The organism is Scandinavium sp. (assembly GCF_036271055.1).
In the GTDB taxonomy this organism is placed as follows: domain Bacteria; phylum Pseudomonadota; class Gammaproteobacteria; order Enterobacterales; family Enterobacteriaceae; genus Scandinavium.
Map to the genome: position 1 here is coordinate 16,401 of NZ_DATBBJ010000033.1, position 19,501 is coordinate 35,901.

Sequence of the window (19,501 nt, forward strand, 5' to 3'; positions counted from 1 at the left end):
CGTCGCCGAAAGCGGCGGTTGCTTAACAGGAGACACCAGTGCGCTGGATACCTTTACTTGCCGTTTTCTTATACGTCTACATCGAGATCTCGATTTTTATTCAGGTCGCACACGTGTTGGGCGTATTGATGACCCTGCTGCTGGTGATTTTCACCTCAGTCATCGGGATGTCGCTGGTGCGTAACCAGGGCTTCAAAAACTTTATGCTGATGCAGCAAAAAATGCAGGCAGGTGAAAGCCCTGCGGCGGAAATGATCAAAAGCGTCTCGCTGATTATTGCCGGTCTGCTGTTGGTGCTGCCAGGCTTCTTCACCGATTTCCTCGGCATGTTGCTGTTACTGCCGCCTGTGCAAAAACATCTGACGCTTAAGCTGATGCCACACCTGCGCTTTGCGCGCACGCCGGGCGGTGGATTCACTGCGGGTGGTTCGAACGGAGATACGTTTGAAGGGGAATATCAGCGTAAAGATGACCCACGTAATCGTCTGGAAGATAAAGACGACCAGTAATTCCTTTTACCTGGGGCGCAAGCCTTTTGTGATTAATGCCGCGTTAAAAATTTTTTTTGGATTTGCCCCTTGAAGGTGCGTGAGGCGGCCCCCATCTCTCAGGTCACTAGCCGGTAAACCGATTGCGGCCCGGCGTCACCCATAACTGATAAAGACCTTCTCAAAGGAGAGCTATCAATGAGTATTCGTCCGTTACATGATCGTGTGATCGTCAAACGTAAAGAAGTTGAATCCAAATCTGCAGGCGGCATCGTTCTGACCGGCGCTGCGGCAGGCAAATCAACTCGTGGCGAAATCATCGCTGTCGGTAAAGGCCGCATCCTGGATAACGGTTCTGTGCAACCGCTGGACGTGAAAGTAGGCGACATCGTGATTTTCAACGATGGCTACGGCGTGAAGTCCGAGAAGATCGACAACCAAGAAGTGCTGATCATGTCCGAAAGCGACATTCTGGCAATTGTTGAAGCGTAATCCACGCGCGACACTGAACATACGAATTTAAGGGAAAGAGAAAATGGCAGCTAAAGACGTAAAATTCGGTAACGACGCCCGTGTGAAAATGCTGCGCGGCGTAAACGTACTGGCAGATGCAGTGAAAGTAACCCTGGGCCCTAAAGGCCGTAACGTGGTTCTGGATAAATCTTTCGGTGCTCCGACGATTACTAAAGACGGTGTTTCTGTAGCACGTGAAATCGAACTGGAAGACAAGTTCGAAAACATGGGCGCGCAGATGGTAAAAGAAGTGGCCTCTAAAGCGAACGACGCAGCAGGCGACGGCACCACCACTGCAACCGTACTGGCTCAGTCCATCATCACTGAAGGTCTGAAAGCTGTTGCGGCTGGCATGAACCCGATGGACCTGAAACGCGGTATCGACAAAGCTGTTGCGGCAGCGGTTGAAGAACTGAAAACCCTGTCCGTGCCTTGCTCTGATTCTAAAGCTATCGCTCAGGTTGGTACTATCTCTGCTAACTCCGACGAAACCGTAGGTAAACTCATCGCTGAAGCGATGGATAAAGTCGGTAAAGAAGGCGTTATCACCGTTGAAGACGGTACTGGTCTGCAAGACGAACTGGACGTAGTTGAAGGTATGCAGTTTGACCGTGGCTACCTGTCCCCATATTTCATCAACAAGCCAGAAACTGGCGCTGTTGAGCTGGAAAGCCCGTTCATCCTGCTGGCTGACAAAAAAATCTCCAACATCCGCGAAATGCTGCCAGTGCTGGAAGCCGTTGCGAAAGCAGGCAAACCGCTGGTTATCGTTGCAGAAGACGTTGAAGGCGAAGCGCTGGCGACGCTGGTGGTTAACACCATGCGTGGCATCGTGAAAGTGGCTGCGGTTAAAGCACCAGGCTTCGGCGATCGTCGTAAAGCTATGCTGCAGGACATCGCAACCCTGACTGGCGGTACTGTTATCTCTGAAGAGATCGGTATGGAGCTGGAAAAAGCGACGCTGGAAGATCTGGGTCAGGCGAAACGTGTTGTTATCAACAAAGACACCACCACCATCATCGATGGCGTGGGTGAAGAAGCGGCAATCCAGGGTCGTGTGACTCAGATTCGTCAGCAGATTGAAGAAGCCACCTCTGATTACGATCGTGAAAAACTGCAGGAACGTGTAGCGAAACTGGCAGGCGGCGTTGCCGTTATCAAAGTAGGCGCTGCAACTGAAGTTGAAATGAAAGAGAAGAAAGCACGCGTTGAAGATGCTCTGCACGCTACCCGTGCTGCAGTAGAAGAAGGCGTGGTTGCAGGCGGCGGCGTTGCGCTGATCCGTGTTGCAAGCAAGCTGGGTGAGCTGCGTGGCCTGAACGAAGACCAGAACGTGGGTATCAAAGTTGCGCTGCGCGCAATGGAATCCCCACTGCGTCAGATCGTGCTGAACTGTGGTGAAGAGCCATCAGTTGTCGCGAACACCGTGAAAGCGGGCGACGGTAACTATGGTTACAACGCAGCGACCGAAGAATACGGCAACATGATCGACATGGGTATCCTGGATCCAACCAAAGTAACCCGTTCTGCGCTGCAGTACGCGGCATCCGTTGCTGGCCTGATGATCACCACCGAATGTATGGTCACTGACCTGCCAAAAGGTGATGCGCCTGATTTAGGTGCGGGTGGTATGGGCGGTATGGGTGGCATGGGCGGAATGATGTAATTCGCCCCACTCATTCATCCAGAAATAAACCCCTGTGGCATATAATGTCACGGGGGTTTTTCTTTTGGTCATCTTTTTAGTATAACGTTCACACGGACAAGTTGTGTCCAGCCCATCAATAACGAGGAATAACATGCGCGTAATAGTCTGTGCAGGGATCGTCGGTGCCGCTTTAGTGCTGGCAGGCTGCAGTTCCAGCAATGAACTGACCGCAGGCGGGCAAAATGTTCGCTTTGTTGAAGACAAACCGGGCACCGAATGCCAACTGGTCGGCACCGCAACAGGCAAGCAGAGCAACTGGCTCTCTGGTCAGCATGGTGAAGAAGGCGGTTCTATGCGTGGCGCGGCAAACGCACTGCGTAATCAGGCTGCGGCATTGGGCGGAAACGTCATTTACGGTGTAAGCAGCCCGACACAAGGCATGCTTTCAAGCTTTGTACCGACCGACAGCGAAATGATCGGCCAGGTTTATAAATGCCCTAACTGATATTTTTCAGTTCTGAATACGCCCTCAACCTTGAGGGCGTTTTGTTATTTAGTGTTTATCGATTTTTGCCAAAGAGCATGCATCGCCCGCAAGCAGTTTTCGCGCGGTACATGGGTGGCTCCTGAAGCCAGTGTGCTCACCGAAACCTGACACGGTTTTCCTTCCAGCTTTTTTAGTCGTGGACTAAACGCCAGCAGCCGTTGAGCGATAGCCAGTATTTCTTTGTTGTCGCCCCGATAGCGGGATTTAACCACCGTACCGCACACCTGTTTTTCACCGTGTTCATCTGTGTAGTGATACACCAACGCCACTGTTTCGCTGAAAAGCGAGAGCTTCCAGGCGGGGTGGGTATAAGTGTCATACTCGAATTTGTCGTCGGACTGAATATCAGCATCGTACAGCGGTAAAAAATCCAGCAACGAAGAAAGGCGCAGCGACAGCGGGTGCATTCCAGCGTTGTTAATCGCATGCGTTATCGCGCTAACGAATAACGCGATTTGCGCATCATCGATCGTTAGCGAGACCTGATTACCACCCTGAAGCGTCAACGCCAACTGCAATGCAGTTTTATTTTTATTTTGCGGTTCAATTTTCTCAACGCGTTGTCGCACATCTGCCTGCAGCAGTTCGCTCTGAGTCAGCGTGGGAATATGCTTATGCATCGCCGCTGTGGCGGTTTCCTGCTGCTTTTTGAAGGCGGCCTTGTCTTTGGCATTGCGCTGGTTTTGCAGGTGCAGCCGGTATTCAAAGCAGATAAACAGATCGCGCAACAGCAAAGCGGGGATAAACAGTAACTGCTGTTCGTGTGGATGATTGATTTTTAACGCCAGCGCCAGAAATTGGTCGCCATGGCGAATGACGCCAGTGTTGATGCCGGAAATGGTTGAGCTCATCTTGTTCTCCCTGATTTAAGCGGGGGCTAAAATAACACCCGCAGGAAGTGGGGAAGAGTCGGTTTCCGGACTTTTAGTCTGGCGCTAGCTTTGACGTAGCTGTAAATCGAGCGGCGTTTTGCTTGGTTCACCGCCAATCTCACGGGCCAGTTTCGGCACCATATAGCCCGACACCAACGTCAGCAGCTCACGCATAATGGTGCGGGCTTCGTTATCGCTGACCATAAAATGCGCCGCGCCCTGCACTTTATCGAGAACGTGCAGGTAATAAGGCATCACGCCCGCATCAAACAAAGCATTACTCAACTCGGCCAGCGTTTGCGCGTTATCGTTCACATCACGCAGTAAAACGCTCTGATTCAGCAACGTAACGCCTGCTGTTTTCAGTTTGCGCATTGCCAGACGAAATTCATCATCAATTTCCTGGGCGTGATTAATATGGTTCACCAACAGAATTTGCAGTGATGAGTTCGCAAAACGTTCCGTTAGCGTATCGGTGATACGTGCAGGAATCACGATAGGCAATCGGCTATGAATGCGCAGGCGTTTGACGTGCGGAATGGCTTCCAGCGCGTCAATCAGCCACGTCAGCTCGTGGTCTTTTGCCATCAGCGGGTCGCCGCCGGAGAAGATGATTTCATCAAGCTCCGGATGGGCTACGATGTAGTCCAGCGCGGTCTGCCAGTTGCGCTTATTGCCCTGATTATCGGCATAAGGGAAATGGCGACGGAAGCAGTAGCGGCAATTCACCGCACAGCCGCCTTTCACCAGCAGCAGGGCGCGGTTTCGGTATTTGTGTAGCAACCCTGGCACCACGCTGTGCTGTTCTTCCAGCGGGTCGGTGCTAAAACCGGGCGCGGTAACAAACTCCTGCTGTGAGGTCAGAACCTGGAGCAAAAGAGGGTCTTTGGGGTTACCTTTTTGCATTCGCGCGGCAAACGCACGCGGTACACGCAAGGGAAATAACCGTTTTGCTTCGCGTCCGGCGAGCAAATTTTCATCAGCGTCTACATTTAAGAGACGCAACAGTTCATCAGGATCGGTGATTACATCGGCAAGTTGCGATAACCAATCTTCTCTGGATGGGGTGTTTAGGGTTACAATATGCGCCATTTTGTGGCTTAGCTACCAGTTAACAAATTTAGAGGGCCTTATGGCGACTTATTCTAGCAACGATTTCCGTGCCGGTCTTAAAATCATGATGGATGGCGAACCGTACTCGGTCGAATCCAGCGAATTCGTAAAACCAGGCAAGGGTCAGGCGTTCGCACGCGTTAAGCTGCGTCGTCTGCTGACCGGCACCCGTGTTGAGAAAACCTTCAAATCCACCGACTCCGCCGAAGGTGCAGACGTTGTCGATATGAACCTGACTTACCTGTACAACGACGGTGAGTTCTATCACTTCATGAACAACGAAACCTTCGAGCAGCTGGCTGCCGATGAGAAAGCTGTTGGTGAAAATGCCAAATGGCTGCTGGACCAGGCTGAGTGCATCGTAACCCTGTGGGACGGTCGCCCAATCGCTGTGACCCCACCGAACTTCGTTGAGCTGGAAATCGTTGAAACCGATCCAGGCCTGAAAGGTGATACCGCAGGTACTGGCGGCAAGCCAGCGACGCTGACCACTGGCGCAGTGGTTAAAGTTCCTCTGTTCGTACAGATTGGCGAAGTGATCAAAGTTGACACCCGCTCTGGCGAATACGTTTCTCGCGTGAAGTAATTCATGCTATAAAAAAGTCGGCACCGCTTTCGTTGTGCCGACTTTTTTTCAGGAAGCAGGGATGATGAACCGTCTACTCAAACTCTTCTTTATACTGTTGTTCAGCGCTACGCTGCTTTCAGGCTGCAACACCTTCCGTGGCTTCGGTCAGGACGTCCAGCATCTGGGCAACTCCATCTCGCACGCCGCCAGTTAATTTCTTCACATCGTCTTAAAATTTCGCTGTTTTCATCCAAAACGGGCGATTTTGTCTATGCTTATGTTGCTACAGAAAGACTACTTACTGGCAATAAAAGGATGACATTATGCTTAAGAAAACCATTGCTGCGTTCTTTTCTCTCCTGGTGCTCTCTTCCGTGCTTACGGCGTGTAATACGACCAAAGGGATGGGGGAAGATATTTCTGATGGCGGCAACGCTATTTCAGGTGCAGCGACCAAAGCACAGAACTAACGATGTTCGGTACGGCTGTCTGGCCGTACCGCTATTCCACACATTCGGCTGAGGGAATAAAAGGCGAAAAACGATTTTCGACTTTAAGCTTCATGCGGATATTGCGCTTATAGGTATACACCGTTTTCCCGTTGATCTGCATTTCGTTGGCAATCGTCTGATTGCTGGCGCCATCCATCCATAGTGACAATACTTTTTCTTCCTGACGTGTGAGCAGCGGCGTAGCGATGCGTGCTGGATTGGCGATTGGCCTGCTGTGCAGGATCGTCATAATGGTTCGCCCAATCGTGTCGAGCGTGGCTTTTTTGGAGAGCGTCTCACCGACATTTTTAAAAATGAAGGGCTCACTCTGCAAGCGAATCAGGCGCGAACGCTGTTCGCAAATGGTTAATAGTGCAGGCAAAAAATGTGACTGCTGAAGATCGTGCTGAAAGCTGATGAAATCAGCGATGACTAAATGCGGCTGCCAGCTTTCGACATGGGCTTTCGCCAGTAATAAGCTGTTCAGGTGAGTGACCAAAAATGTTGATGAACCACCATTGACCTGTTGTAACCATTTTTCCAGCCCAAGGTGGCTGAAACTACAGCGGTCAATAATCAGGATTTTATACATACTGGGTAGGTAAGCGCTTCATAGTGTGCAGATGCAATAGGATCAGTGAGCCATCATAGAGAATGTCTCTGTCAGACAAAAAGGCGATCTCAGCACTGAAATGCGCCTATTTCACTTAATCGTCGAAGAAAATGAACTTAACGCAAACTACTTGCATCTCTGAAAGTAGCGGTTAAAATAAACACTCTTCATCACCTTGCAGGACGACCTGCGAGCGTATCTAAAAAACCGGGGACGGCCCCTATACGGAGTCAAAATGTCCTGGTTAATCCTTGTTGTTGCAGGTCTTCTCGAAGTGGTCTGGGCTGTCGGCCTGAAATATACCCATGGTTTTACACGCCTGGTGCCTAGCGTCATTACGGCGGTGGCGATGATAGCGAGTATCGCACTGTTGTCGTGGGCAATGAAAACCCTGCCTGTCGGCACCGCTTACGCCATCTGGACCGGTATCGGTGCAGTCGGTGCGGCCGTAACCGGCATGCTTCTGCTCGGTGAATCAACCAGTGTGGCGCGTATTTTCAGCCTCGTGTTGATTGTCTGCGGCATTATCGGCCTGAAACTCAGCGCCCACTAATACGTCTGATTGACCCAAATTAATTTCTGAACGGGGAAACCCTGCCGGGTCGCGAGATCCAGCATCTGCTGCTTCATTTCTGCGGAAATGGTCGGCGTGCGTGCGAGGATCCATAGGTAATCGCGGTCCGGTCCACACACCAGCGCGTGTTTGTACTCTTTATCCAGCGCAATGATGTTATAGCCGCCGTAGAACGGGCCGAAGAAGGAGACTTTCAACGCGGCCCTGTCCGGTGAGCCGGTGAAATAAGCCACGCCATCTGTTTTCTGCCATATCCCGCGATCCGGGTTATAGCCTTTGTTCAGAACGTCAATCCCCCCATCGCTGCGCGAGCTGTACGTGGCGGTGACTTTTTCCAGACCACTTTCGAAATTGTGGTCCAGACGGGCAATTTCATACCAGGTGCCGAGGTATCGATTGGCATCAAACGGAGAAACGACGGTCACCCCGGGAGGCGGAACAGGGTTACTACAGGCAACAACCAAAAACGCAGCAGCAACAGTCGCAATGATAGGCAGCAGACGCATAGTAAGGTCCTTGCAGGTTTTTTTGTAAGTGTAGATACCTAACGGGGAAAAAGTGCGGCGCGGGGAAAGAAATATGCCCGACGTGTGCCGGGCATCTCAGCTTTAGATGAAAAGTACACCCACAAGGGTGATGACGGTCAGAATGGCCGCCAGTCCGTAGAACACCCATTTACCATTCGGCACATGAATTTTTAGGTCATGCATGGCGTGATGAATACGGTGCAGGCCGCACCACAGCGGCAGAACAATCATCAGGAACAGAAACGCACGGCCGATAAAGCTCTGTGCAAAGGCCAGCACGCGCTCGTAGCTGAATGCGTCATGTGGTGCCAGACCGAGCGGCAGTAAAATGCCGACCAGCAGGACAACGACTGGCGCGATAATCGCCCCCCACATGCCACCTGCGCCAAACAGCCCCCAAAAAACGGGCTCGTCCGAACGTTTTGGATTTGGATTGATCATAGTGGTCTCCTTACCAGAACAGTGCGACAAACAGGATGACGACGGTGACGACAATCGTCACTCCCCACAGCCCTTTAATAACCGGCTCTGGCCCCATTTTTTCGCCTTTAACGATAATGTTCGCCGCTTTTGGCGCCAGTTCGAACCAGGTTTTGGTATGCAGCAACGCTGCCGCCAGGGTTATCAGATTCAGAATGACCACAATCGGGTTTTGCAGAAAACCGACATATCCGGCCCAGGATTCGGCGCCATGCTTCAGGGCGAACAGCCCGTAAATCAATACGATGCTAAACCAGACCGTCGGAACTGCGGTGCCTTCCCGAATCATATAGAAGCGATAAAAGGGCAGTTTCTTCCACCACGTCGCGGTCATTGGCTGCACGTAGGGTTTGCGTTTAGTTGTCATGATGCACTCCTTAGCGTGGTTTCAGGGTGGCGATAAGAAAGTCTTTCGAGCTTTCCACTTTGCCCTGCTGAATGGCGGCGGCCGGGTCGACGTGCTTCGGACAGACTTCCGAGCAATAACCGACAAAAGTACAACTCCAGACGCCATTCTTGCCGTTCAGTTGCGCCATGCGCTCCTTTTTGCCGTGATCGCGGCTGTCTTCGTTATAACGATGTGCCAGAGTAATGGCCGCTGGACCAATAAACTCTTTATTAAGCCCAAACTGCGGGCAGGCGGCGTAGCACAGACCACAGTTGATGCAGCCGGAGAACTGATGGTATTTCGCCATCTGCGCCGGAGTCTGCTTGTTAGGGCCCTGTTCCGGCGTGCGCGGATTGCCAATGATATAGGGCTTAATTGCTTCCAGACTTTCGATAAAGTGGGTCATATCGACCACCAAATCGCGCTCAATCGGGAAGTTCGCCAACGCTTCGACTTTCAGGCCATTCACGTATTCGCGCAGGAAGGTTTTACAGGCCAGTTTCGGCACCTTATTCACCATCATGCCGCAGGAGCCGCAAATCGCCATTCGGCAAGACCAGCGATAACTCAGGTCTGGCGCGAGGTTATCTTTGATGTAACCGAGTGCGTCGAGTAGCGACGTTTGCTCGTCATAAGGCACGTCATAAAACGCGCTGTGCGGGGCCGTGTCCACTTCCGGGTTGTAGCGCACGATCTCGATTTTCAGGTTTTTCATCTCAGCCATTTGCCGTCTCCTTCTTCTCGGCTGCTTCCGCTTCTGCCCCATAAACGCGTTTCGCTGGTGGCAGGGTGGTGATTTTCACATCGCTATAGTCGAGGCGTGTCGTGCCATCGGCATCGCGGAAAGCGAGGGTGTGCTTGAGGAAGTTAACGTCATCACGCTCGGTGCAGCCTTCATCCAAACGCTGATGTGCGCCACGAGACTCTTTACGTGCGAGGGCAGAATGCGCCATACACTCGGCGACATTCAGGCCATGACCCAGTTCGATGGTATAAAGCAAGTCGGTGTTGAACACGCTCGAGGTATCGGTAATACGCACGCGCTTAAAGCGTTCCTGCAATTCCGCCAGCTTATCGATGGTTTTCTGCATCAGCTCCGGCGTACGGTAGATACCACAGCCTTCTTCCATCGACAGACCCATTTCATCGCGGATTTTCGCCCAGTTCTCGTTGCCTTCCTGGTTAACCAGCGCTTTCAGGCGTTTTTCGACATCAACAACCTGAGCATCCAGCGCTGCGCTGTTGGCAACACCTGCGGTTGACGCTCGTTCCATGGCGCGTTCACCGGCCATGCGACCAAACACCACCAGTTCAGCCAGTGAGTTGGAGCCCAGGCGGTTTGCGCCGTGCAGGCCAACAGAGGAACATTCCCCGACGGCGAACAGGCCCTTGATACGGCTTTCACACTGCTGATCGGTTTCAATGCCGCCCATGGTGTAGTGTGCGGTTGGACGAACCGGGATCGGTTCTTTCACCGGGTCGACGCCCACGTAGGCTTTTGCCAGTTCGCAAATGAACGGCAAACGTTCGAGCAGTTTCTTCTCACCGAGGTGACGCAGGTCGAGATAGACCACGTCGCCACGCGGCGTCGGGATGGTGTTACCTTTACGCCATTCGTGCCAGAACGCCTGCGACACTTTGTCACGAGGGCCCAGCTCCATATATTTGTTCTTCGGCTCACCAAGCGGTGTTTCCGGACCCATGCCGTAATCCTGCAAATAGCGATAACCGTCTTTATTCACCAGAATACCGCCTTCACCGCGACAGCCTTCGGTCATCAGAATGCCGGAGCCGGGCAGGCCAGTCGGGTGATACTGAACGAATTCCATATCACGCAGCGGTACGCCGTGGCTTAGCGCCATGCCCATACCATCGCCAGTGACGATGCCGCCGTTGGTGTTGTAGCGATACACACGCCCGGCACCGCCGGTTGCCATCACCACCGCATTGGCGCGGATCTGCATCAGCGTGCCTTCCATCATATTCATGGCCACAAGACCGCGCGCCTGACCGTCATCGACCAGAATATCCAGCACAAAGTGCTCGTCAAAACGTTGAATTTGCGGGAATTGCAGGGAAGTCTGGAACAGGGTGTGCAGCATATGGAAGCCGGTTTTATCGGCGGCGAACCAGGTACGTTCGATTTTCATTCCACCGAAGCGACGCACGTTCACCGATCCGTCTTCACGGCGGCTCCACGGACAACCCCATTGCTCGAGCTGAGTCATTTCGGTGGGGCAGTGGTGAACGAAGTAATCGACGACATCCTGCTCGCAGAGCCAGTCGCCCCCGGCTACGGTATCGTGGAAATGGTACTCAAAGCTGTCATGATCCTGGGCAACCGCTGCGGAACCGCCTTCGGCGGCAACGGTGTGACTGCGCATAGGATAGACTTTTGAAATCAGTGCGATTTTAGCGTTGGGATTGGCTTGCGCTGCGGCAATGGCCGCTCGTAATCCCGCCCCGCCAGCGCCTATAACGACCAGATCGGCATGAAAGGTGTGCACGACATTCCTCCAGAATTGTTGTTATTTCGCAACACGCCTTACCAAAGGTAGTTCACTGAGACGGTACGGCCATTGCGAAAGCGTTACCACTGCTCCTTTATGGGTATCGCAGTATATCCGCAAGGATGTGAGGGAAATTTGACGCGTTCGATTTTTTTGCTGATCCGTCCGATGATTTATCATCGAAATTGATAGAGTGCGTCACGAAATCCCGTTTACGCTGTGAACAGGCGATTTCAGGGTGCAAAATTTGTCTCGTGCAACGCTTGCGGGTAGACTCCGTGCCTTTGTTTGTCTTCGGAGAGTTTTACCATGAGCGAAACGGCCACCTGGCAGCCGAGCGCCTCCATCCCCAATCTGTTAAAACGCGCGGCTATCATGACGGAAATCCGTCGCTTCTTTACCGACCGCGGCGTGCTGGAGGTGGAAACGCCGTGCATGAGTCAGGCGACGGTAACGGATATCCATCTGGTGCCGTTTGAGACGCGTTTCGTCGGCCCTGGCCATTCTCAGGGAATCAATCTCTTCATGATGACCAGCCCGGAATACCACATGAAGCGCCTGCTGGCTGCTGGCTGTGGCCCGGTGTTCCAGTTGTGCCGAAGTTTCCGTAACGAAGAGATGGGGCGTCATCACAATCCGGAATTCACCATGCTGGAGTGGTATCGTCCGCATTACGACATGTATCGCCTGATCAACGAAGTCGATGATTTACTGCAACAGGTGCTGGAATGCCAGCCTGCGGAAAGTCTCTCTTATCAGCAGGCGTTTCAGCGTCATCTGGAAATCGATCCGCTGTCGGCGGATAAAACGCAGCTGCGTGAAGTGGCGGCGAAACTCGATCTGAGCAACATCGCCGACACCGAAGAAGATCGCGATACGCTGCTTCAACTGCTGTTTGCAATGGGCGTCGAGCCGCATATCGGTAAAGACCGCCCGACGTTTGTTTACCACTTCCCGGCAAGTCAGGCGTCACTGGCACAAATCAGTACCGAAGATCACCGCGTAGCGGAACGCTTCGAGGTGTATTACAAAGGGATTGAACTGGCGAATGGTTTCCACGAACTGACCGATGCGCGCGAACAGCAGCAACGTTTCGAACAGGATAACCGCAAACGCGCCGCGCGCGACTTGCCGCAACAACCTATCGACGTCAATCTGTTGGAAGCACTGAAAGCAGGGCTGCCGGACAGCTCCGGTGTCGCACTGGGTGTCGACCGCCTGGTGATGCTGGCGTTAGGCGCTGAAAGCATCGGCGATGTAATGGCCTTTACGGTCGATAGAGCGTAGTAGCCTCTTCGCCCTCTTCTGTCGGGGAGAGGGCGAGGCCGAACGCTTGAACTTACAAACTTCCCGCCGGGCGGCTACGCCCCGTTGATGTCAGTGTCCTTCCCATTTTTCGTGCGTCCATCGTTTCTAAACGCATCTGGAACGGTGGGAATGGCATATCGATGCCGTGCTCGCGGAAACCAGCCAGAATCAACTGGTGAATTTCATGACGCAGCGGCATACGGTGCCCCATTTCGGCGGCGTAGATACGCAGCTCGAAAATCTGAATGCCCTGCTGCAAATCCACCAGGAACACTTCCGGTGCCGGATTGTCGATAACCAGCGAGCAGCGTTCTGCGGCCGTCATCAGAATCTGTGTCACTTCTTCGCTGTTGGCATCTGACGGGGCTGGAACGGTCAATACCACACGGGTAACGGAATCCGACAGTGACCAGTTGATAAACTGCTCAGTGATAAACGCCTTGTTCGGCACGATGATCTCTTTGCGATCCCAGTCGCTGATCGTTGTGGCGCGGGTGTTGATCTTCGTGACGCTCCCCGTCAAATCGCGGATCGTCACGGTATCGCCAATACGGATCGGTTTTTCAAACAGGATGATCAGGCCAGAAATGAAGTTGGCGAAGATCTCCTGTAAGCCAAAACCGAGACCGACCCCGAGGGCGGCGACCAGCCACTGCAATTTCGCCCACTCAATTCCAATCATCGAGAAGCCCACCAGGCTGCCAATCAGCATCAATAAATATTTGGTGATGGTGGTGATGGCATAGCCGGTTCCCGGCGTCAGGCTGAGGTGTTGCAGCACCGCCAGTTCAAGCAGAGCAGGCAGATTACGCACTAATTGCGTGGTGACGATAAACACCAGAATGGCGATAAGTACGGCCCCGAGCGTAATCGGTTCAAGGCTTTCGACTCCTTGCACCGTCGAGGTAACATCCCACAGCGAGATGTTTTCGAGGAAGCCAAATGCCGAGTGAATTTCTGACCACAGCACAATCACCGACACCAGCGCGATCAGCATCAAAATGGAACGCACCAACCGCAGCGACTGTGCGCTGAGGGTGTCGAGATCCACTTCGCTGAGATCCACTTCCGGCGAACCTTCAAGCGTGGTGTTGTGATGCGGTTCTTCTTCGCCTCGCGCACGCTGGGCCAACATTTCTGCACGACGATGCTTGGCACGATCAAAGGCGATACGACGGCGCTGGATCAGCATCCAGCGACGGATCACGTGATAAATTACCAGCAACAGGAACCAGATGGCGACAGAGGTTTCCAGACGCGCCAACAACGCTTCAGCCGTTGCCAGATAACCGATTAAAGCTGCCAGAATAGCAACCAGCGGCGCACCCATCATCAGGTTCCACAACATCCGGTTGAGCATGTTGTCACCGCTGCCCTCTTTATCGAGGTACAGCGGGATCCCGGCGCGTTTCAGGCTCAGTGTCACGATTGCCAGCGCGCCACAGATCAGCACGAAGCAGAGTCTGCCCAGGGATGAGATGAATTCGCGGTCACGAAGATTGTCGAACATAAACAGCGCCATAATCAGTGGCACGATAAGCCCGATACTCATTAAGTAATAGCGCATTGCCCGCGCGACACGAGTATGCGGCCAGCCGAAATGCGCGATGAACAGGCCATTTGGGCGGGCGAAGGCGGCGCAAATCATCACCACCCACAGCAGCGGTACGGTGGCGGTAACGCCGTTGCCAATAGCCACTGCTCGCGGGTACGGCCAGGCTTCCTGTAAGCCATAACCGAGGGTCATCCACAGCACCGGCAGCGGCGAGGCGACCAGAATCGACCAGAAGACCGTACGCAGCGTGAGCCAAAAGTGATCCTGTGTCACTTTGCCCACCCGGTTGCTGGAACGCTCCAGGAAGCGCGTGAAGTGCTTGCGCGAGCTGATGCTGAAACCGACCAGAATCAGTGCGGCGAACAATGGGATGAGCGTCTCTTTGCTGGTCAGCATCATTACCGAGGCTTTGCCGAGCTGGCTAAAGGTGTCGAGTGAAATCAGGCGATGCAGATCTCGCGCGATTTCCAGTGGCCACGCGAAGCCAATCGCGCTGACATCAGACGTCCAGAACAGGTAGCGGTGGGTGGCTTCGTTAATTTCTTTGAGCGCATCTTCTAACTGACTATTGGTGACTTTCAGTTTAGTGAGTTCAAGGATCAACGTATCGCCGCCTTGTAGCAGCGAACCCAATAATTCGCGCTGAGTGCGCAGTTGAGCTTCCAGAATACGTGATTCAGTGGCGGTGAGCGGCTTCCCATTGGCCTGTTTCACTGGTTTGTCACTCAGCATCTTTTCGTATTTCAACCGATGAACGCGTAGCTGCGCCATTTCGGTATCCAACTGCTGCGGTTTCGGCATTTCGGGAAGGCGCGAAACCTGATCACGCAGCGTTTCGCCCAACAAATTAGACGAGCCCAGCCACTGCGATTGCTCGCGAAGAGTATTCAGCGCCTGACGCACCTGTAATGTCTGGTTAGTGGCCTGCCGCTGCTGCGAAGCTACCAGGTCCATACGTTGCGCCTGTTGGTTTAGCGCCTGCGAGAGCTCACGGTTGCGGGTGAATTGCTCAACGATTTCCGGCGGCAGATCGGCATTGTTTTCGGCTAATAATTCGGTGCTTTCCAGTGCTTTTTCAGCTTCACGCTGGCGCTGGCTGTTGAGCTGATTACGCAACGCCTGAAGGTAAGCATCCAGTTGTTCACTTTGTTTTTGTGCAAGTTCCGAGCGCATACGCGCCAGTTCCTGACGATTGTTGGCAGAAAGCTGCGCCAATTCGAGCTCATCGACCAGCGCTTTCAGTTTGGCGGATTCTGCCTGCAAACTCAGGTTTTGCGCTTGCGCTCCCTTGCCGGAGGCTGTGCCAACCCGGCGCTCAACATCATTGAGCTGGCGGCGCGCATCAGTTTGTTGCTGCGGCAACTGGCTAAGCGAATCGGCAATTTCCCGTGCGCGTTCCTGCTCTTGCTGAGCCTGGCGGCTTTTCTCCACCAGTTGGCTGCTGACCTGCAGGATTTCCTGATTCAGTGCATCGGTGGTGAGTCCCTCCGGCACTGGACGCGGTTCATCGCTCTGTTTAGCCAGTTGCGAACGGAGCGTTTGGGAAAGTTTGGGGAAGTTATCAATGGATTGTTGATACTGCTGAGCGCGCTCAAGCGAACCTTTACGTTCTTCGAGCGCATTCAGCGCGGACTGGAGCGCCGCGACGGTTTCAGGCTGAGCGGGCTTCGCCGCTTTCGCCTGTTCCAGTTCCTGGGTGATTTGTTTGCTGTCGGGGGCGCTTGCTGCGTACGCCCCCATGCTGAGGCACCAGGCCATCAGAAAAGTGATAATCAGGCGCACGTCAGCGATCCTTCTGGTTAGCCCTGGTCGGTTTTATCGGTAGTCGGTGGGACGATTTCGTCTACGGCTGCAGTGTCATCGACCACAGGTTCGAGAGTTTCTGCCACCGGAGTCACGACTTCAGCTTCCGGGGTGGCAAAAATTTCAGTGGAAACCGCCAGCGGCTCTCCAATTTTTGTTGCCGACAGGCTCGCCAGTTTTTCAGCTAGCTGCACTTTGCCTGGCGCAAACAGGTTAATCACTGTTGATCCGAGTTTGAAACGACCCATTTCCTGGCCTTTCAGCAGTGCAACAGAACCTTCGCTTTCACCCGCAGGCCACGTCCAGCGTTTGATCACGCCTTCACGCGGTGGGGTGATTGTGCCCGCCCAAACGGTTTCAATGCTGCCGACGATGGTCGCGCCGACCAGAATCTGCGCCATTGGGCCAAATTCAGTATCAAACAGACAGATGACGCGTTCGTTACGTGCGAACAGGTTCGGCACGTTCTGCGCGGTCAGATGATTAACGGAGAAAAGGTCACCCGGAACGTAGATCATTTCACGCAGGATGCCGTTGCACGGCATGTGCACACGGTGATAGTCGCGTGGCGACAAATAGGTGGTGACAAAAGAGCCGTTGCGGAAGAGATCCGCCATCAGGTAGTTGCCTGCCAGCAGCGCTTCCAGGCTGTAGTCATGGCCCTTCGCCTGCAAAATCTTGTCGTTATCGATATTACCGAGCTGGCTGATGACGCCGTCTGCAGGCATGACCAGTACGCTTGGGTCGGTATCGAGAGGACGAACGTCATCGCGCAATGGGCGGACGAAGAAATCGTTAAAGGTGCGATAGCTGGCGGTATCTGGCTTCTGCGCCTCTGTCATGTCGACCTTGTAGAATTTGACGAACAGGTCGATGACAAGCTTTGTCAGCCAGCCTGCTCGTTTGCTTGCGCCCCAGCCTGCGAGGCGGGTGAGCCACAGTTTAGGCAGAATGTATTGAAGCGAAAGTTTGAATGAATTTAGCAAGTTAGCCTCCAGGCCAATGGTTATGCCATTCAGGCTCAATTCCGAGCCTATTCAAAAAGGGGCTGATTCTATCGGCGTTCAGCTTAAATGTCAGTTGCCGCTTTCAGAAAAGGTTTTACGCGACTTTACCTCGGACATGCTTTCGAGGATGCGATGATAATTTTCAAAGCGCGTTTCGGCGATTTCACCTTTTTCGACCGCTTCACGAATTGCGCAGCCCGGATCGTTGTCGTGCTTGCAGTCGCGGTATTTGCAGTCGCCTAAGTAGTCGTGGAATTCGACAAAACCGTTGAAGATTTGTTCAGGCTCCAGATGCCAAAGGCCAAATTCACGTACGCCCGGTGAGTCAATCACATCGCCACCGTGTGGGAAATGGTACAAACGCGAGGCGGTGGTGGTGTGCTGGCCGAGGCCTGAGTTGTCAGAGACATCGTTGGTGAGGATCTCTGTTTGCAGGCCAAGCAGGTTATTTAGCAGGCTGGATTTACCCACGCCAGACTGACCCGCAAAGATGCTAATACGCCCGGTTAGCGCCTCTTCTAATGGTTTCAGACCATCTTTTTTGTGACTCGACACCATCAGTACGGTGTAGCCAATTTTGCGATAGATATCCATCTGCTCATTTACGAACGCAAGGCCTTCGTCATCAAGAAGATCGATTTTATTCAGAACGAGAAGCGGCTCAACGTCGAGTGTTTCGCAGGCAACAAGATAACGGTCGATAATGTTCAGCGAGAGCTCAGGCAGAATGGCAGACACGATAACAATCTGGTCGATGTTCGCGGCAATCGGTTTTACACCGTCATAAAAGTCTGGACGCGTCAGTACCGACGTCCGTTCGTGAACGGCTTCCACGATGCCTTTGACGTTAACGCCTTCTGCGGCAGATTTTCCTGGACGCCAGACGACACGGTCACCCGTAACCAGCGAGCGAATGGTGCGGCGAATGTTACAACGGTGGGTCGTGCCTTCGGTGGATTCCACATCGGCATGCATGCCAAAGCGGCTGATAACGATGCCTTCAGCTTTTTCGCCAAACAGGTTGTCATCGAGATCGGGCTTCTCCGAAGTCGTTTTAAGACGGCGCTCGTGGTTGGCTTTCACCCGGCGTTGCTGACCTTTGGAGAGTTTATTTTTACTCAATCGTGCTGACTCCTGGTCGCCCCTGAGGGGCAAAACCTCTATGATACACGCTATTTTATATGAATATAGTCACTGTCACTGTGACGCGAGAAGGATGGAAAATAGCATGAGTGCAAATGAAAACAACCTCATTTGGATCGATCTTGAAATGACTGGCCTCGATCCCGAGCGCGATCGCATTATTGAAATCGCCACGCTCGTGACCGATGCGAACCTGAACATTTTGGCTGAAGGACCGACCCTGGCGGTGCATCAGTCTGATGCTCAACTGGCGCTGATGGATGACTGGAACGTGCGCACGCATACTGGCAGCGGTTTGGTTGAGCGAGTAAAGGCAAGTACGTCTGACGATCGCGCAGCAGAACTTGCGACCATTGAGTTCCTGAAACAGTGGGTGCCGGAAGGTAAATCACCTATCTGCGGCAACAGCATCGGCCAGGATCGCCGTTTCCTCGTTAAGTATATGCCAGAGCTGGAATCCTACTTCCATTATCGTAATCTGGACGTCAGCACGCTGAAAGAGCTGGCGCGTCGCTGGAAACCAGAAATTCTCGATGGCATTAAGAAAGAGGGAACCCATCAGGCGATGGATGACATTCGTGAGTCGGTGGCAGAACTGGCTTATTACCGCGAGAATTTCATTAAGTTGTAAGGGAAATGCCCGGTGGTATTTGCCTGCCGGGCCAATGAATCAGGCATTTGGCGTAAAAATCGGCAATGTGACGAATATTGCAGCACTTGAACTGAATTTCAAAAAAATCGTTTAGAGGGGGGTTGCAGGTGCTTCGAATTCTCGTATAATGCGCCTCCCGTAACGACAGAGAATTACACGTTACGAAGTCACAGATTTGCGGGAATAGCTCAGTTGGTAGAGCACGACCTTGCCAAGGTCGGGGTCGCGAGTTCGAGTCTCGTTTCCCGCTCCAAAATTTGTGCATCAAAGTTGAAAGTATCGCAAGATACAACGCACCACCCAAGCGGGAATAGCTCAGTTGGTAGAGCACGACCTTGCCAAGGTCGGGGTCGCGAGTTCGAGTCTCGTTTCCCGCTCCAAAATTTGTGCATCACAAGTTGAAAGTATCGCAAGATACGACGCACCACCCAAGCGGGAATAGCTCAGTTGGTAGAGCACGACCTTGCCAAGGTCGGGGTCGCGAGTTCGAGTCTCGTTTCCCGCTCCAAATTTCTTCAATCCAATCCTTTTATCCACAGCGTTAAATAACGTTGGGGACGATTTTTATTTTCTCTGACACACTCTTGTAAACAGACTTATCCACAGAACCAGGAAATTGCCTGGAAAATCAAGATGCTTCAATGTGTGAATAGTAACTTTTTAGTTGATTGATTTATAACAATAAAAATAGATTTAAAATT

Annotated in this window: 21 protein-coding genes and 3 tRNA genes; 13 read left to right on the forward strand and 11 right to left on the reverse strand. The window is 52.8% G+C overall.

Features of this window, described 5'->3' with window-relative positions:
- The first annotated feature begins 38 nt into the window (after positions 1-38).
- From VH187_RS05015 to VH187_RS05030, 4 genes are all read left to right on the forward strand, one after another.
- Positions 39-509: an FxsA family protein gene (locus tag VH187_RS05015; protein ID WP_329700393.1), complete on the forward strand. Its 471-nt coding sequence runs from the start codon at positions 39-41 to the stop codon at positions 507-509.
- Between the two features lie 177 nt (positions 510-686).
- A complete protein-coding gene (locus VH187_RS05020; RefSeq protein ID WP_329700394.1) occupies positions 687-980 on the forward strand; it encodes a co-chaperone GroES in 294 nt (97 codons plus the stop codon).
- A gap of 43 nt (positions 981-1,023) precedes the next feature.
- A complete protein-coding gene (gene groL / locus VH187_RS05025) occupies positions 1,024-2,667 on the forward strand; it encodes a chaperonin GroEL (RefSeq protein WP_329700395.1) in 1,644 nt (547 codons plus the stop codon).
- A gap of 133 nt (positions 2,668-2,800) precedes the next feature.
- A complete protein-coding gene (locus VH187_RS05030) occupies positions 2,801-3,154 on the forward strand; it encodes a DUF4156 domain-containing protein (RefSeq protein ID WP_329700396.1) in 354 nt (117 codons plus the stop codon).
- Between the two features lie 44 nt (positions 3,155-3,198).
- On the opposite strand, the gene yjeJ is transcribed toward VH187_RS05030, so the two are convergent.
- Both yjeJ and epmB read right to left on the reverse strand, forming a co-directional pair.
- On the reverse strand, positions 3,199-4,047 hold the full coding sequence (gene yjeJ, locus VH187_RS05035; RefSeq protein ID WP_329700397.1) for a YjeJ family protein: 849 nt from the start codon (positions 4,045-4,047) through the stop codon (positions 3,199-3,201).
- Positions 4,048-4,131: 84 nt separating this feature from the next.
- The gene (gene epmB, locus VH187_RS05040; RefSeq protein WP_329700398.1) at positions 4,132-5,160 is read right to left on the reverse strand and encodes an EF-P beta-lysylation protein EpmB; all 1,029 of its coding nucleotides are present in this window, start codon (positions 5,158-5,160) and stop codon (positions 4,132-4,134) included.
- A gap of 40 nt (positions 5,161-5,200) precedes the next feature.
- On the opposite strand from epmB, the gene efp reads away from it, so the two are divergent.
- The 3 genes from efp to ecnB all read left to right on the forward strand — a co-directional run bounded on the left by efp (position 5,201) and on the right by ecnB (position 6,219).
- A complete protein-coding gene (gene efp / locus VH187_RS05045) occupies positions 5,201-5,767 on the forward strand; it encodes an elongation factor P (RefSeq protein WP_329700399.1) in 567 nt (188 codons plus the stop codon).
- A gap of 61 nt (positions 5,768-5,828) precedes the next feature.
- On the forward strand, positions 5,829-5,963 hold the full coding sequence (locus VH187_RS05050; protein ID WP_329700400.1) for an entericidin A/B family lipoprotein: 135 nt from the start codon (positions 5,829-5,831) through the stop codon (positions 5,961-5,963).
- Between the two features lie 109 nt (positions 5,964-6,072).
- A complete protein-coding gene (gene ecnB, locus VH187_RS05055) occupies positions 6,073-6,219 on the forward strand; it encodes a lipoprotein toxin entericidin B (RefSeq protein ID WP_329700401.1) in 147 nt (48 codons plus the stop codon).
- 31 nt (positions 6,220-6,250) lie between these two features.
- On the opposite strand, the gene VH187_RS05060 is transcribed toward ecnB, so the two are convergent.
- A complete protein-coding gene (locus VH187_RS05060; protein ID WP_329700402.1) occupies positions 6,251-6,832 on the reverse strand; it encodes a LuxR C-terminal-related transcriptional regulator in 582 nt (193 codons plus the stop codon).
- Positions 6,833-7,088: 256 nt separating this feature from the next.
- On the opposite strand from VH187_RS05060, the gene sugE reads away from it, so the two are divergent.
- Complete coding sequence (gene sugE, locus VH187_RS05065) at positions 7,089-7,406, forward strand: quaternary ammonium compound efflux SMR transporter SugE (RefSeq protein WP_329700403.1); 318 nt, start codon at positions 7,089-7,091, stop codon at positions 7,404-7,406.
- On the opposite strand, the gene blc is transcribed toward sugE, so the two are convergent.
- From blc to frdA, 5 genes are all read right to left on the reverse strand, one after another.
- Positions 7,403-7,933 (reverse strand): outer membrane lipoprotein Blc, encoded by a 531-nt coding sequence (gene blc / locus VH187_RS05070; RefSeq protein ID WP_329700404.1) that lies wholly within the window; start codon positions 7,931-7,933, stop codon positions 7,403-7,405. The two genes, sugE and blc, sit on opposite strands and share 4 nt — an antisense overlap.
- Positions 7,934-8,035: 102 nt before the next feature.
- Complete coding sequence (frdD, locus tag VH187_RS05075) at positions 8,036-8,395, reverse strand: fumarate reductase subunit FrdD (RefSeq protein WP_329700405.1); 360 nt, start codon at positions 8,393-8,395, stop codon at positions 8,036-8,038.
- 10 nt (positions 8,396-8,405) lie between these two features.
- Positions 8,406-8,801, reverse strand: coding sequence for a fumarate reductase subunit FrdC (frdC, locus tag VH187_RS05080; protein ID WP_329700406.1), 396 nt, complete (start codon positions 8,799-8,801; stop codon positions 8,406-8,408).
- A 10-nt stretch (positions 8,802-8,811) separates the two neighbouring features.
- Positions 8,812-9,546 (reverse strand): succinate dehydrogenase/fumarate reductase iron-sulfur subunit, encoded by a 735-nt coding sequence (locus VH187_RS05085; RefSeq protein WP_329700407.1) that lies wholly within the window; start codon positions 9,544-9,546, stop codon positions 8,812-8,814.
- On the reverse strand, positions 9,539-11,329 hold the full coding sequence (gene frdA / locus VH187_RS05090; protein WP_329700408.1) for a fumarate reductase (quinol) flavoprotein subunit: 1,791 nt from the start codon (positions 11,327-11,329) through the stop codon (positions 9,539-9,541). The genes VH187_RS05085 and frdA overlap by 8 nt, the downstream gene beginning before the upstream one ends.
- Before the next feature lie 312 nt (positions 11,330-11,641).
- On the opposite strand from frdA, the gene epmA reads away from it, so the two are divergent.
- The gene (gene epmA / locus VH187_RS05095; protein WP_329700409.1) at positions 11,642-12,619 is read left to right on the forward strand and encodes an elongation factor P--(R)-beta-lysine ligase; all 978 of its coding nucleotides are present in this window, start codon (positions 11,642-11,644) and stop codon (positions 12,617-12,619) included.
- 52 nt (positions 12,620-12,671) lie between these two features.
- Here epmA and mscM read toward each other — a convergent pair whose 3' ends face one another.
- From mscM to rsgA, 3 genes are all read right to left on the reverse strand, one after another.
- Positions 12,672-15,977: a miniconductance mechanosensitive channel MscM gene (mscM, locus tag VH187_RS05100; protein ID WP_329700410.1), complete on the reverse strand. Its 3,306-nt coding sequence runs from the start codon at positions 15,975-15,977 to the stop codon at positions 12,672-12,674.
- Between the two features lie 17 nt (positions 15,978-15,994).
- On the reverse strand, positions 15,995-16,984 hold the full coding sequence (gene asd, locus VH187_RS05105; RefSeq protein WP_414713906.1) for an archaetidylserine decarboxylase: 990 nt from the start codon (positions 16,982-16,984) through the stop codon (positions 15,995-15,997).
- 90 nt (positions 16,985-17,074) lie between these two features.
- Positions 17,075-18,127: a small ribosomal subunit biogenesis GTPase RsgA gene (rsgA, locus tag VH187_RS05110; protein WP_329700411.1), complete on the reverse strand. Its 1,053-nt coding sequence runs from the start codon at positions 18,125-18,127 to the stop codon at positions 17,075-17,077.
- Positions 18,128-18,233: 106 nt separating this feature from the next.
- Between rsgA and orn the strand changes: the two genes are divergently transcribed.
- From orn to VH187_RS05130, 4 genes are all read left to right on the forward strand, one after another.
- On the forward strand, positions 18,234-18,779 hold the full coding sequence (gene orn / locus VH187_RS05115; RefSeq protein ID WP_329700412.1) for an oligoribonuclease: 546 nt from the start codon (positions 18,234-18,236) through the stop codon (positions 18,777-18,779).
- A 198-nt stretch (positions 18,780-18,977) separates the two neighbouring features.
- Positions 18,978-19,053: transfer RNA gene (locus VH187_RS05120), tRNA-Gly, on the forward strand.
- A gap of 51 nt (positions 19,054-19,104) precedes the next feature.
- Positions 19,105-19,180 (forward strand) — tRNA-Gly (locus tag VH187_RS05125).
- A 52-nt stretch (positions 19,181-19,232) separates the two neighbouring features.
- Positions 19,233-19,308, forward strand: a tRNA-Gly gene (locus VH187_RS05130).
- Positions 19,309-19,501 lie beyond the last annotated feature (193 nt).

What these genes read in the sequence shown, in the direction of transcription:
- VH187_RS05030 (WP_329700396.1), top strand. Translation starts at nt 2,801, where the DNA reads ATGCGCGTAATAGTCTGTGCAGGGATCGTCGGTGCCGCTTTAGTGCTG.
- VH187_RS05085 (WP_329700407.1), bottom strand. Translation starts at nt 9,546, where the DNA reads ATGGCTGAGATGAAAAACCTGAAAATCGAGATCGTGCGCTACAACCCG.
- epmA (WP_329700409.1), top strand. Translation starts at nt 11,642, where the DNA reads ATGAGCGAAACGGCCACCTGGCAGCCGAGCGCCTCCATCCCCAATCTG.
- VH187_RS05020 (WP_329700394.1), top strand. Translation starts at nt 687, where the DNA reads ATGAGTATTCGTCCGTTACATGATCGTGTGATCGTCAAACGTAAAGAA.
- frdC (WP_329700406.1), bottom strand. Translation starts at nt 8,801, where the DNA reads ATGACAACTAAACGCAAACCCTACGTGCAGCCAATGACCGCGACGTGG.
- blc (WP_329700404.1), bottom strand. Translation starts at nt 7,933, where the DNA reads ATGCGTCTGCTGCCTATCATTGCGACTGTTGCTGCTGCGTTTTTGGTT.
- epmB (WP_329700398.1), bottom strand. Translation starts at nt 5,160, where the DNA reads ATGGCGCATATTGTAACCCTAAACACCCCATCCAGAGAAGATTGGTTA.
- frdD (WP_329700405.1), bottom strand. Translation starts at nt 8,395, where the DNA reads ATGATCAATCCAAATCCAAAACGTTCGGACGAGCCCGTTTTTTGGGGG.
- orn (WP_329700412.1), top strand. Translation starts at nt 18,234, where the DNA reads ATGAGTGCAAATGAAAACAACCTCATTTGGATCGATCTTGAAATGACT.
- sugE (WP_329700403.1), top strand. Translation starts at nt 7,089, where the DNA reads ATGTCCTGGTTAATCCTTGTTGTTGCAGGTCTTCTCGAAGTGGTCTGG.
- VH187_RS05060 (WP_329700402.1), bottom strand. Translation starts at nt 6,832, where the DNA reads ATGTATAAAATCCTGATTATTGACCGCTGTAGTTTCAGCCACCTTGGG.
- groL (WP_329700395.1), top strand. Translation starts at nt 1,024, where the DNA reads ATGGCAGCTAAAGACGTAAAATTCGGTAACGACGCCCGTGTGAAAATG.
- efp (WP_329700399.1), top strand. Translation starts at nt 5,201, where the DNA reads ATGGCGACTTATTCTAGCAACGATTTCCGTGCCGGTCTTAAAATCATG.
- yjeJ (WP_329700397.1), bottom strand. Translation starts at nt 4,047, where the DNA reads ATGAGCTCAACCATTTCCGGCATCAACACTGGCGTCATTCGCCATGGC.
- VH187_RS05050 (WP_329700400.1), top strand. Translation starts at nt 5,829, where the DNA reads ATGATGAACCGTCTACTCAAACTCTTCTTTATACTGTTGTTCAGCGCT.
- ecnB (WP_329700401.1), top strand. Translation starts at nt 6,073, where the DNA reads ATGCTTAAGAAAACCATTGCTGCGTTCTTTTCTCTCCTGGTGCTCTCT.